This window comes from Dankookia rubra, assembly GCF_004355005.1.
In the GTDB taxonomy this organism is placed as follows: Bacteria; Pseudomonadota; Alphaproteobacteria; order Acetobacterales; family Acetobacteraceae; genus Paracraurococcus; species Paracraurococcus ruber_A.
Genome location: NZ_SMSJ01000014.1, coordinates 75,458 through 88,458 on the forward strand (window position 1 = coordinate 75,458; position 13,001 = coordinate 88,458).

General features: G+C 73.3%; 8 protein-coding genes. All 8 read left to right on the forward strand.

What is annotated here, in order from left to right; translation table 11 throughout:
• The first annotated feature begins 1 nt into the window (after nucleotide 1).
• The 8 genes from E2C06_RS13320 (at nucleotide 2) to E2C06_RS13355 (ending at nucleotide 12,996) form a co-directional block, all read left to right on the forward strand.
• Nucleotides 2–370, forward strand: coding sequence for a GPW/gp25 family protein (locus E2C06_RS13320; protein WP_133289088.1), 369 nt, complete (start codon nucleotides 2–4; stop codon nucleotides 368–370).
• Complete coding sequence (locus tag E2C06_RS13325; RefSeq protein ID WP_133289089.1) at nucleotides 367–2,712, forward strand: putative baseplate assembly protein; 2,346 nt, start codon at nucleotides 367–369, stop codon at nucleotides 2,710–2,712. The genes E2C06_RS13320 and E2C06_RS13325 overlap by 4 nt, the downstream gene beginning before the upstream one ends.
• The gene (locus E2C06_RS13330; RefSeq protein WP_133289090.1) at nucleotides 2,709–5,948 is read left to right on the forward strand and encodes a putative baseplate assembly protein; all 3,240 of its coding nucleotides are present in this window, start codon (nucleotides 2,709–2,711) and stop codon (nucleotides 5,946–5,948) included. Before E2C06_RS13325 ends, E2C06_RS13330 begins: the two co-directional genes overlap by 4 nt.
• Entirely contained in the window at nucleotides 5,945–8,017 is a 2,073-nt protein-coding gene (locus E2C06_RS13335; RefSeq protein WP_133289091.1) for a hypothetical protein, read from the forward strand. The genes E2C06_RS13330 and E2C06_RS13335 overlap by 4 nt, the downstream gene beginning before the upstream one ends.
• A gap of 24 nt (nucleotides 8,018–8,041) precedes the next feature.
• Complete coding sequence (locus E2C06_RS13340) at nucleotides 8,042–9,460, forward strand: DUF6519 domain-containing protein (protein WP_133289092.1); 1,419 nt, start codon at nucleotides 8,042–8,044, stop codon at nucleotides 9,458–9,460.
• Between the two features lie 87 nt (nucleotides 9,461–9,547).
• Complete coding sequence (locus tag E2C06_RS13345; protein WP_165982375.1) at nucleotides 9,548–10,684, forward strand: FHA domain-containing protein; 1,137 nt, start codon at nucleotides 9,548–9,550, stop codon at nucleotides 10,682–10,684.
• Between the two features lie 118 nt (nucleotides 10,685–10,802).
• Entirely contained in the window at nucleotides 10,803–11,252 is a 450-nt protein-coding gene (locus E2C06_RS13350; protein WP_133289094.1) for a hypothetical protein, read from the forward strand.
• Nucleotides 11,182–12,996, forward strand: coding sequence for a trypsin-like peptidase domain-containing protein (locus E2C06_RS13355; protein WP_133289095.1), 1,815 nt, complete (start codon nucleotides 11,182–11,184; stop codon nucleotides 12,994–12,996). Before E2C06_RS13350 ends, E2C06_RS13355 begins: the two co-directional genes overlap by 71 nt.
• Nucleotides 12,997–13,001 lie beyond the last annotated feature (5 nt).

A 13,001-nucleotide genomic window follows, 5' to 3' on the forward strand; every position in this document is an offset into this window, starting at 1 on the left:
CATGGAGATCGGCTTTCCCCTGGCGATCGGCGCGGATGGCCGCACCCTGGTGCAGGGCCGCGAGGACCATGTGCGGGGCATGGTCATGCAGCTGCTGATGACGCAGGCCGGGGAACGGGTGAACCGGCCGGATCTCGGCGGCGGGCTGGCGCAGCTGCTGTTCGGCCCGGCCAGCCCCGAGCTGGTGGTCACCCTGCAGCTCACGCTGACCGCCATGTTGCAGCGCTTCCTTGGTGACCTGATCGACGTGCAGGCGCTGCTGGTGACGGCGGTCGATGAGAAGGTGGTGGTGGACCTCCGCTACCTACTGCGCCCGCTCGGCACCGCATCCGCCGCGCGGATCGAGCTGACGCCCGGAGGTGCGGCATGAGCGAGCGCTGCAGCGTGCCGACGCGACGGGCGGCGCTGCGGCGGTCGGGGCTGAACGGGCTGGACGAGGTGGAGCCGATCGAGGGCGGGCGCGCCCTGCTGGTGCGCTTCTTCCACGACGCACCGGAAGGGCTGGCACCCCGGCACCTGGCGATCACCGGCGGCATCGCGGTGCGCGGCATCCGGGTGGTCGATGTGCGGCGCGTACCGGCGGAGGATCCGGACCGGCTGATCCTGGCGGCGGTCGCGGTGGACCGGCGGGGCGATGCCTCGACCTACACGCTGCATCTGCAGGGGCTGGACGGCATCGATCCCCGCCATGCCAGCGCACCCTTCGTCTTCTTCCCCGACGCAGCGGAGGACGAGGATTGCCGCGCCGCACCGCCCGCCGTCGCGGCCTTGCCGCCGCCGCCGCCGCTCGACTACCTGGCCAAGGACTATGCCGGGTTCCGGCGGCTCATGCTGGATCGGCTCGCGGTCACGCTGCCGGCGTGGCAGGACCGGCATGCACCGGATCTCGGCGTGACGTTGGTGGAGATGCTGGCGGCGGTTGCGGATCGGCTGAGCTACTACCAGGACGCGGTGGCGACCGAGGCCTATCTTGGCACGGCGCGGCGCCGCGTATCGGTGCGGCGGCACCTGCGGCTGATCGACTACGCGCTGCACGAGGGCTGCAACGCGCGGGCGCTGGTGCAGGTGGAACCACCCGACGCGGTGGCGGAACTCGACCCGGCGACGCTGGTGTTCCTGCAGGGCGAGGGCGCGGCGGCGACCGAATTTCGCCCGGTGACGTCGGCAGCGCCCATACGCCTCTGCCGGGCGCGCGGGCAGATGGCGGTGCATTGTTGGGGCGATACGGCCTGCGTGCTGCCGGCCGGTGCCACCGCGGCGACGCTGGTCGACACCGCACCTCCCGAGGCGCCCCCGCTGCAGCCCGGTGATTTCCTGCTCTTCGAGGTCCTGGGTCCCGGCGACACGCCGGATCCCGATCCGCGCCGCCACCACCCCGTGCGGCTCACCGCAGTCCGCCCGTCCGAGGATCCGCTATGCAAGCGTGCGTTGCTGGAGGTGGAGTGGTCGGCGGAGGACGCGCTGCCGGCGGATTTTCCGCTTGACTCGGCGAAGGCCGATTTGGCGAAGGGCAGCGCGACGACCGCGGTACGCGGCAACCTTGTCCTGGTCGGCGCCGGCACGCGCGTCATGGATGGCGACGCGGCGCGGATCGTGCCGGCGATCGGCCCCGGCCGGCGGCGAGGCATCGCGCTGGCGCGACCGGGACTTGCCTTCGCGGAGCCGGCTGGTGCGGCGGATGCCGCCGTGCGGCTGCTGGACTGGCGTACCCCAGGGCAGGCGGTGCCGCTGATCGATCGGCTGCGCAGCTGGTCGCGCGACCCGCATGTCCCGCCGACCGGCTGGACGATCCGCCCCGACCTGATCGGCAGCGGTGCCGAGGACGCGCACGCCACCGTCGAGGTGGATGACGAGGGCATCGCGCATCTCCGCTTCGGGGACGGCGTCTGCGGTCGCGACCCGGCGGGCGAGGCATTCGAGATCGTCTACCGCGTCGGCAACGGCCCCTCCGGCAATGTCGGCGCGGACACGATCACCCGGCTGCGCATCGCGGCGCCGGGTCGGCTGGAGGACTGGCCGGTGCGCAACCCCATGCCGGCCCGTGGAGGCACCGCGCCGGAGCCGCTGGAACAGGCAAGGCTGCTGGCCCCGCAGGCGCTGCGCGGCGTGCCGGTGCGCGCGGTCATCGCCGCTGACTACGCGGCGCTGGCAGCGCGGCTTGACCCGGCGGTGCAGCGCGCCGCCTGCCGGTTGGTTCCGAGCGGCGGCCGGCAGATCGCCCGGGTGGCAATCGACCCGCTCGGCGGCGCCGAGGCGACCCCAGCGCTCTGCGCGCGGGTGGCGGCGGCGCTGGACGCGGTGCGGCGCATCGGCCATGACGTCCAGGTCGTGCCGGCGATCGTCGTACCGCTGCGCCTCGTGCTGCGGGTCGAACTCGAGGATGGCTACGTGCGGGGCCATGTGCGGGCGGCGGTGCGGGCCGCGCTCGGGACCGGCGTGCTGCCGGATGGGCGGCTCGCCGCCTTCCACCCGGACCGGCTGAGCTTCGGCGCGCCGCTGCGCACCAGCGTGCTGGTCGCGCTGGTGCAGGCGCTGGACGGCGTGCGGGCCGTCCACATCTTGGAATTCGGCCGCCAGTTTGATGCGGAGCGCGGCCGCACCGCCGCAGGCGTGCTGGCGATGGCCTGGAACGAGATCGCGCTGCTCGAAAACGATCCGCTGCGTCCCGATCGCGGCCGGCTGGTGCTGCGGCTCGCCGGGGGCGTGGCGTGACCTCGAGGCCGCGCCACAACCGGCCCGGCCTGGCGGCGCTGGACTACCGCCCCGGCGGCTGGGCCAGCTTCCGCGAGGCGATGCTGGCCCGGCTCGCCGATCCGGCGGCGCCGTTCCGCCCGCTGAATGCGTTGCGCACGCGTACCCCGGACGACCCGATGGTGGCGTTGCTCGACGCCTTCGCCTGTGCCGGCGAGGTGCTGGGCTTCTACCAGGAACGGCTGGCCAATGAGGGCTTCCTGCGGACCGCGACCGAGCCGCGGTCCCTGGAGGAGCTCGGCAAGCTGACCGGCTACCGGTCGCGGCCCGGGGTCGCGGCCTCGGTCTTTCTCGCCTATACGCTGGACGACCGCGCCACCGTCACCATCTCCGCCGGCAGCCGCGTGCAGAGCGTGCCGGGGCCGGGCGAGATCGCCCAGACCTTCGAGACCGACGAGGATCTGCCGGCCTCGGGGGCGTGGAATGCGCTGCGGCCGCGGCTGTCCAGCCCGGTGCAGGCCTCGGGCGGGCTGGCCCGGCTAACCCTCGATGGTACCGCGACCGGGCTGAAGCCGAACGACCCGCTGCTGCTGGTCGTGGCGGGCGCGCCGGTGCTGCGCCGCGTCGCCACGGTCGATGTCCGGTTCGACCGCGGGCGGACGCTGGTGGCGCTGCAGCCGGCGGCGGCGCCCACCCCGACGGTGCAGGACCAGACGGCGCAGGATCCGGTGGTACGGGACGGGGACGCGTCAGTCCCGGCCGGGATGTCCGGGGCGGCGGTGACCGCGCGGGCGGTGGCGCTGGCCGCCAGGGCGCAGTTGCCGCCGGCGTCGCACCCGGCGGACCCGCGCGCGCTGCGACGCGCCTCCGAGGTGCTCTTTGCACCGCAGACTGAGTCCACGCTCGCCCTGGTGGCCGGCGTGTCGCCGGCGCAGCGCAGCGCGGTGTTTCGGGCGCTAGGCCGCACGGCGATGGCCGACCCGCCGGCGCTGCAGGTCTTCGCCTTCCGCGCCCGCACCGCGCCGTTCGGCAACCGGGCGCCGCCGAAGGTGGAACTGGATGCAACCGGCCGTCTACGACCACCGCGGGAATGGGACCTCACCGAGCCGGTCTTCGGGGATCCGGTGCCGGTCTCGGTGGTGATCGCGCCGACCCGGACGGTACGCAGCCTGGCCGAGGCGCGCCCGGGGCGTGGCGCCTTCGACGTCATGCGCGATGCCACGGCGGATGGCAGCGACACCGTGGTGGTGATGGTGGCGGCCGCGGGCGGGACGGCCACGCTCACCCTGCCGGTGCGCGAGGGCGCGCGCGACGGCGCGGCGCTGGCCGGCGCGCCGGGCAAGGTCGAGGCGGTGCTCGAGCGGTTCGCCACCAGTCCGGCGCCCGGCTGGGACCTGGTCCTCACCTTCTCCGACCTGCCGCTCACGCTGGTGCTTCGGCAGGATGGGGACGGGCCACCGACGATCGCCAACCGGCGCGAGACGGAGGCCGAGGTCGCGCTCGCCATCGTGCCGGGACAGGCCGGGCTGGACCTGCGCGGCACGGTGCGCCCCATCGTCGGGCGCCAGGCGACCGAGGCACCGGACGTGCTGTTCCTCGACGGCAGCTTCGAGACCGTGACGCCCGGCTCCTGGGTGGCGTTCGAGGCGCCGCCGGGGGACCCAACCCCGCCGCTGCCGTTGCGCATCGCGGGCAGCGATACCGTCGCGCGCACCGCCTATGGCCAGACCGCACGCACCACACGGCTCGCGCTCGAGGGGAAATGGATCGATCCGCCGGGCACGAGCTTCCGCCGCGCCATCCGCGAGACCACCGTGCATGCCAGTAGCGAGGCGTTGAAGCTCCTCGACGACGACCTCGACACCGACATCGTGCAGACCGCCGCAAGCCCGGTGCTGGAGTTGGACGGGCTGTCGCCGGGCCTCGAATCCGGACGCTGGCTGATCGTCGCCGGCGAGCGCACCGACCTGCCGGGCGTGGCCGCGGCGGAAGTGGTCATGCTCGCCGGCGCCGAGCATGTCGGGGCACAGGCGCCGGACGGCACGCCACTGCCTGGCGAGACGCCGCATACGCGGCTGACCTTCGCGGCGCCGCTCGCCTACCCCTATCGCCGCGCGAGCCTACAGGTGCTCGGCAACGTGGTGCGCGCCTCGCATGGCGAGAGCTGCGACGAGGTGCTCGGCAGCGGCGACGGCAGCCGGGCCAACCAGTCCTTCACGCTGAAGAAGGCCCCGCTGACCTTCGTTGCCGCCGACCTGCCATCCGGCGCCGCGAGCACGCTGCGGGTCTGGGTCAACGGCGTCGAATGGCACGAGGTGGCGGCGCTGGCCGCCGTGGGGCCGGACGCGCGGGTCTTCGCCACCACCGCCGCCGGCGGCGGCACGACCATCCGCTTCGGCGACGGGGTGCACGGGGCGCGGCTGCCGACCGGCACGGAGAACCTGCGCGCCCGCTACCGCGCCGGGCTTGGCCGGGCGGGCAACGTCGCCGCCGGGACGATGACGACGCTGCTGAGCCGCCCGCTCGGCGTGACCGGCGTGACCAACCCGGTCGCGGCCTCGGGCGGCGCCGACCGGGAGGCGCCCGAGGCCGCGCGCCGCAACATCCCGGTCGGCACCGTGTCGCTGGAGCGCCTGGTATCGCTGCGCGACTACGAGGATTTCGCGCGGAGCTTCGTCGGGATCGGCAAGGCCGCGGCGGCGCGCTTCGCCGGGCGGGACGGCCCGCTGGTCCACCTGACCGTGGCGGGGGCGGAGGATGCCGAGGTCGATCCCGGCTCGGCGCTGTTCCAGTCGCTGCGCGCGGCATTGGCGCAGCAGGGGGACCCGCTGCAGGAGGTAGAACTGGCGCCCCGCGCGGGGCGGCTCGTGCTGCTCGCCGCCGGGGTCGCGGTCGAGCCCGACCGGTTGTGGAGCGACGTCGAGCCGGTGGTGCGGGCGGCGCTGCTGGACCACTTCGGCTTCGACCGCCGGATGCTCGGGCAGACTCTGCATGCGTCCGAGGTGGTGGCGGCCATCCAGGCCGTGCCGGGGGTGGCCTATGTCGACCTCCGGCTGCTGGCCGGCATCCCGCAGCCCAGCCGGCTGGAGGACCTGCACGAGGCGCTGCGCCACCCCGGCGTCGGCGACCTCGCCGCCCGTCCGGCGCGCACCGATCCCGATTTCGCCGGGCGGCCGCGGCGGATACTGCCGGCCGAGCTGGTGTATCTTTCGGGACGCCTGCACGACATGCTGCTGCTGGAGGCGATCGCGCGATGAGCCTCGCCGACGACCTCTGGGCCCTGCTGCCAGCCTATCACCGCCGCCGTGATGCGGAGACCGGTGGGGTGTTGCGCGCCCTGGTCGAGGTGCTCGGCGAGCAGGCCGGGGCGATCCACGACGACATCTCCGGCCTCTACGACGACTGGTTCATTGAAACCTGCGCCGACTGGGTGGTGCCCTACCTGGCGGAGTTGACTGGGGCGCTGCCGCCGGCGGGTGGCGGCCCGGCGCCGGATGCGGCGGGGGCGGCGCGGCTCGCCGCCGTCGCGCCGGTGCGGCGCCTGGTGGCGGACGCAATCCGCTTCCGCCGGCGCAAGGGTAGCTTCGCCATCGTCGCCCCGCTGGCGCAGGCGGTGACCGGCTGGCCCGCCGCGGCGGTGGAGTTCGGCCGCCACGTCGCGGCGAGTGCGGACCTGCGCGCCGGCCGGACCCAGGGCGGCATGGCGGGGCTGCGCCGCCCGCCCGTGCCCGGCACGTCGGATGCGTTCGCCCGCGTGGCCGACATGCGCGCCGCGGACGCCCCGCGCAGCCCGGGACGGTATGGGCCGGACAACCTCGGCGTGCTGCTGTTCACCCCGACCCTGCTCGGCGTGGCGGAGGGTACCGCCTTCTGCGTGGATGAGGAGGGCTCGACGCTGTTCCAGTGCGACCCGCTCGGCGCGGACCTGCCGTTGTACCATCGCGGCCTCGCGCCGGACGGGCTGCCGGGGCCGATCACCCGGCGGCTGCTGGGCGAGCGGCGCGGCGCGGCGGACTGGGCGATCGATCCGCGCCTGTACGGCCCGGCGGGCTGCATCCGCATCGCCGTCCAGGCGGCCCGTGACCATCCGTTCGAGGCGATCGGGCCGGAGCGCATCGTGCCGGCGGATCTGGCGGGCTGGCGCGACCGGCCGCCGCCGGGGAAGGTCGCGCTCGACCCCGAGCGCGGCCGCATCGGCTTTCCGCAGCGCGGCGCGCCGTACCGGGTCCGGGTCAGCTACCTGCAGGCGCTGCCCGGCCCGGTGGGCGGCGGCACGGCGCCGCGCCGCGTGGCCGAGGCCGAGGGCGAGGTGATCGCCGTGGCGGGAAGCGCCGTCGGGGAAGCGCATGGAAGCCTGCGCGCCGCCCTCGCCGAGTGGCGGCGGCGCGACCTGGCCGCGGCGGTAATCGAGTTCCGCGACAGCCTCACCTACGACGAGGACGGGCTGCTGATCGACCTCGGCGGCCCACCCCGGCGCCTCCTGCTGCGGGCAGCGCCCGGCACCCGCCCGGTGATCCGGCTGGCGAATGCCGAAGCCGGGGCGATCGATGTCTGGCGGGTGCAGGGCGACGGTGCCGCAGGCGGCGCGTTGGTGCTGGAAGGCCTGACCGTGGCCGGACGCGGCATCGCGCTGGTCGAGTATGGCGGCTCGCTGGAGATCCGCCACTGCACGCTGCTGCCCGGCTGGCTGCCCGCCGGGGAGCGGGTGCGCCGCGTGCCCGGGGGGGCGCCAAGCCTGGCCTTCCACGCCTGCAGCGGCCCGGTCACCATTGCCGCGAGCGTGCTCGGGCCGATCTTCGTGCGCGCCGACGAGCATGCGGAGGAGCCGCTCGGCCTGGCCCTGCACGACACGATCCTCGATGCCGCCGAGGGCGACGAGGCCTGCATCGCCCATGACGCAGTGCCGTTCGTGGCGCTGACGCTGCGCAACTGCACGGTGTTCGGGGGGCTGTCCGCGCATGCCGTCGGGCTGGCCGAGAACAGCATCTTCACTGGCCCGCTGCGCATCGCGCGGCGCTCGGCCGGGTGCCTGCGGTTCTGCGCCGTGCCGCCGGGCTCGCGCACCCCGCACCGCTTCGCCTGCGTGCCGCGCGGCGGGGCGGCGGAGCCGGTGCCGGCGGTCTTCGAAAGCCGGGGCTTCGGGACGCCGGGCTATGCCGTGCTTGCCGCCACCTGCCCTGAGGCGATCCTGCACGGCGCCGAGGATCGCGGGGAGATGGGCGCCTGGCACGACCTGTTCCGGCCGCAGCGGCTGGCCCGGCTGCGGGCCGCGCTCGATGAGTACCTGCCGGCCGGTCTGAGTGCCGGCATCATCTGCACGCGCTGAGGGCGCAGGGGTTAGGGGACCGCGATGAAGGGCGATTTTTCCCGCTTCACCTTCCGGCCGCTGCAGCACTATGCGCGGGTGCTGCAGCAGCAGGGGCGGCCGCTGGTGGACGCGGATTGGAACGAGCAGGCGGCGATCCTGCTGCACCGCCTGCGCGTGCTGACCGGCGACCTGACCGGCGGCGGCGGGCAGCACTGGGCCGGCCCGTTCGGCGCCGGCGGGTTCGAGATCCGCAGCGCCGGACGCGGCGAGGACGTGGAGATCGGCCAAGGCCGCTACTACGTGAATGGGTTGTGCGTGGAGTGCGAGGCCGCGACCAGCTTCACCCGGCAGCCTCTGCCGCCCGACCCCCTGGTCATGCCGGACGGCAAGGCCGTGCGGGACGCGGCGCGGCTGGTCTTCCTCGATGCCTGGGAAGCGGTGGTCGGCCCGCTCGACGATCCCTACCTGCTAGATCCGGCGCTGGGCGGGCTCGACACGGCGCTGCGCACGCAGGTGGTGTGGCAGGTGCGCATGCATCCTCTCGTGCAGGGGTTCAACCCGAAGGCGCCCGACTGGGCGGGGCTGCGCACGGAAGCCGAGGCCCTGGTCCGGCGCTGGCAGGACCAGCCGCGCGGGCGGCTGAAGATCCGCCTGGAGGGACCGGCCGCCGAGGCCGGGCGGCGCGGCGGTGCGGTGCAGGCCGGCCGGTTCCGCGGGCCCGAGAACCTGCTGTACCGCATCGAGCTGCATCGGGGCGGGCCGGCCGGTGAGGCCCGCTTCAAGTGGTCAAGGGACAACGGGGCCCGGCTGCTGCCGCTGGCCAGCCTGGAAGGCAAGGTCGCGCAGGTCGTGCCGGCAGCGCGCGAGGAGGCAGGACAGCTGGCCCGCGGCACCTGGGTTGAGCCCTGCGACCGGGCCGACCGGCTGCTCGGCCTTGGCCGTGACCTGGTGCGGGTCGATGAGGTGGACCAGGCGACCGGGCGGATCATGCTGTCCGACGCGCCGCCCGAGGCGGCGTTCCGCCCAGGGGAGCGCAGCGACATGGCGCTGCGCCGCTGGGACCACCTGGAGGGCCGCGGCGGCGCGCCGGCCGGGCCGGATGGCATCGCCGTGGTCGAGGGCACCGGGGAGGCGCACTGGTTCGACCTTGAGGACGGGATCCAGGTCCAGTTCGAGCCCTCGACCGGTGAGCCGCATACGTATCGTGCGGGCGACCACTGGATGATCCCGGCGCGCACCGCTGATGAGGGCATCCTGCTGCGCAACCCGGCACCGCAGCCGCCCGACGGGGTGGCGCATGCCTATGCGCCGCTTGCTTTGTACGTGCCGCAGAGCGGCGAGGTGATGGCCGACTACCGGCCGAGCTTCCAGTCGCTGACGGCGCTGCAGGATCAGGTGACTCTCTTGGCCGAGGGGCTGGAGGACCTGCGGGCGCAGGTGGCGGCGCTGCAGAATAAATAGGGGCGAACCATGCGCGTGTGCAGCCGTAACGCAAGCCATCGGAAGCTTGGGCCGACCCGCTGCCAGGTGCAGGGATGCGGGGCACTGGTGGTGGAGGTGACCGACGCCTCGGACCAGGGCGACCTGCAGCGCGGCCTGGCCGAGGCGCATGCCGCACGCGCGGCGCGGCAGGCGGATGCGGCGGCCCGGGCGGCCGAGGCGGCGTCCGCCGCGGCCGACCGGGCGGCCCAGAGGACGGAACGCCTCGCAACGGGCGACGGTGCCGTGCCCGGGGACGATGCCCGCCGTCATGCCGCGGCGGCGCGGCAGGGGGCGGAGCATGCCGCGGCACACGCCGCCACGGCGCGCCAGGCACGCGACGAGGCGGCATCCGCGGTGCGCGCGGCAAGCGAGGCCGGTGTCGTCGGCGATGCCGTGGGCGTGGCTGAGCAGGCCGCCGAGACGGCGGCGGTGGAAGCACGGCTGGCGCGCGACGCGCAGGCCGAGGCCGCGGCCGCGGCGGCCCGCGTCGACGCTGTAGCGGCCGCTCCTTCGGTAGCCAGGCGAGCGGTGAAGCCCGACCTTGCCGAGCCACGCCGCGCAGCGCCAGCGGCCGCCGCCCACGACAGCATGACGCCCGATCCGGCCGGCGAGGCCGGCCCGCCGCCGGCGACGGGCGATTCCGCGCCCCAGCGGCCGGATGCCGAGGCGATCGCCCAGCCGGGTGCCGCGGACGAACCGCCGGCCACGCCCGACGGCGCCGATGCGGCGAAGCACGCTGCCGGAAAGGCAGCAGGCGCCATCGCGCCGCCCCAGCCGCCACCTGCCGCCCCGGTTCTGCGCATCGTCATCCGGCACCACAGCGGATCGAAGGCCAACCAGACCGAGCAAGTGCCGCTCGGGACGGTGCGCGAGGTCACGCTGGGCCGGGATCCGCACTGCACGATCGCCTTCGACCCGCAACGCGACGATGTCGTCAGCCGGCATCACGCGGTCATTCGCGTCACGGCGGGCGACCGGCCGGGGTTCAGCATCGCCGACCTGGGCAGCCGCAACGGGACTCTGGTGAATGGCGGCCCGATCAACGCGGAGAAGGAACTGCTGCCCGGCGATAGGATACGATTGGGTGTCACCGGACCGCTGATCGAATTCGACGTGCAGCCGCGGCCGGCGCATCTGCTGGCCCGGACGCGGGTAACGCCCGATGTCCCGCCGACCATCATCATCGACCGCCCGGAGCGGTGATCCCGCACCCGCGTCTCCTCGGGATGATCGGCCGGGCCGCAGGCGCGATGCCACGTCGAGCGCCAGCGCCCGGCGCGGCAACGTCGATGATGGCCGCGGGCCGGCCGGTTCGCAGGCCTTGGCCGACCGCATCACCACCGGCGCGCGCGGCCGGAGCGCCGCATCGCTTCGGCATCCTGCTTTCGGCGCGGAGCGACGCGTCCGGCCGGAATCTGCTCCAGGTTCGGAGGCGCGACGGCACGCCGCCGGCGCGCCCGGCATCGGCGCCGCCGTGCCGAATGACGGCAACCTGCGGCCGCGACTTCTGGCGGTCCGTCAATGCTTTAACGCTTTGACTTCTGCGCGATCGCGACGCTTCCTGCCTGCTTTGATGCTTGGCTTTTGCGATAGTTCGCCGAATGGCTGCCGGCTACGACAACAACAAGCAACAGCCTTTGGCGTCTTATCCCCTTTGATCCGCAGCATTATCTGTCGTTCCATTACGGAAATATGCCAATATGTCGACACGAATTCTGATCAAGCATCAGACCGGCTCGAAATCCAACCAGATCGAGCAATTTCCGCTTGAGACGACGAGCGAATTGACGCTTGGGCGCGACCCGACCTGCAGCATCGCCTACGACGCGCAGCGAGACGACGCCGTCAGCCGTCGCCATGCGGTCATCCGCATCACCCAGGGTGATCGGCCGTCGTTTAGGATCGCCGATCTCGGCAGCTCGAACGGCACGCTGGTCAATGGAACCCCGATCAAGGGCGAAACCGATCTGTTGCCCGATGACCTGGTGAATCTGGGGCAGATCGGACCGAGCTTCATCTTCGACGCCCAACCGCGGCCGCCGCATCTCGTGGCTCGAACCCGGGTTGTCTCGGACTCGCCACCGGGCACCACGCGCATCGCCGACCCGATACCGACCACGCCGATGGCGGCGACCGCCGTCATTCCGCCGTCCCCGCTGAACACGGCCACGCCGTCCCTGACCGCGTCGCCCACCAGGTCGGGCGTCGGGCGGGACACGGTGCAGCGCATGCTGACCGAGGAGCGGCAGGCCACCGGCCGCAAATGGCTTTACGTGGTGGGCGGCCTGCTGGCGGCGACCGCTGCGGGCGGCGGTGGGCTCTATTGGCGGATGAGCACCGACCGGCAACAGATCGAGGCGCAGGCGCGCGCCAGCCAGGAGTTGCACACCGCTGCCCTGCAGCGTCAGCGCGAGACGCTGTCCGAGGAGGCCGCGACCAACGAGCGGAAGCTGCGGACGCAGATCGGCCTGAGCCCCAGCGATATCGTGCAGCGATACGGCAATGCGACCGTCTACATCGCCATGTCATGGCGGCTGGTGGACCGCCAGACCGGACGGTTGATCTATCATAAAAACTATACCCGACCGGGTTCGGCCGATGCAACGCGACCGGCCTATGTCGAGCTGGCGAATGGCAAGATCGTCCGGTGGCTCACCATGGATGATTCCTCGCCGAACCGGCCGATCGGCCATCCCGCTGTCGGGTCCGGCTTCGTGGTTGACCCATCGGGATTGGCGATCACCAACAAGCACGTGGCTGCTGCGTGGACGGTCGGCTACGAAGACTTCGACCCGCAGGGGCTGGCGACTGGTTGGCTGTTCAAGGCACAGGATGGGCGGACCGCCCAAGCCCGGGATTTCAGCCCATCGAGCCGCGCCGCGGATGCCCGCACGGTGGCTCCCTGGACTCCCGGCGAGGGGGGGCTCGTCTTCGACCCGAACGCGCCGATCCCCATCAGCAACGGCATGGAGCGGCCTTTCGAAGGCCGCAACGAAACCCTGAGCGTCCGGTTCCCCGACAACCCGACCAGCATCAGCGCCCAACTCGTCAGCTTCTCGGCGGAAGCCGATGTGGCGCTCATCCGGGTGAACAGCCCTGAACAGCTCACGACGGTTCAGCTCGCCGAGGACGACTCGGTCACCTTGGGTGGCGCGATCACCGTCCTGGGGTACCCCGGCGACTCCGTGAAGACCTTCGCGGCGATCTCGACCATCGAACGCGGACAGCTGCAACGGACCATCGGGGAGGTGGCGTCGCCAACCGTAATTGCGGGATTCATCTCCCATCTCAGTGCGGTAACGGAGCAGCGCGGCTCGGTCACGGTGATCGCTCCCTTCGGCGACGTGTACCAGCTGACCGCGCCGGCGGGGCGTGGGTCGAGCGGCGGGCCGGTGTTCGATGCCAATGGCAAGGCGATCGGCATCCTGACCTACGGCACGTTGCGGGAAACCACGACGCTGGCGGTGCCGATCCGCTATGCCCGGAAGATGCTCAGGGTCCAGCAGAAGAACTGACGCGC

Excerpts from the sequence above, each read along its gene's own strand:
- E2C06_RS13335 (WP_133289091.1), top strand. The coding sequence starts at position 5,945 with ATGAGCCTCGCCGACGACCTCTGGGCCCTGCTGCCAGCCTATCACCGC.
- E2C06_RS13355 (WP_133289095.1), top strand. The coding sequence starts at position 11,182 with ATGTCGACACGAATTCTGATCAAGCATCAGACCGGCTCGAAATCCAAC.
- E2C06_RS13340 (WP_133289092.1), top strand. The coding sequence starts at position 8,042 with ATGAAGGGCGATTTTTCCCGCTTCACCTTCCGGCCGCTGCAGCACTAT.
- E2C06_RS13320 (WP_133289088.1), top strand. The coding sequence starts at position 2 with ATGGAGATCGGCTTTCCCCTGGCGATCGGCGCGGATGGCCGCACCCTG.
- E2C06_RS13325 (WP_133289089.1), top strand. The coding sequence starts at position 367 with ATGAGCGAGCGCTGCAGCGTGCCGACGCGACGGGCGGCGCTGCGGCGG.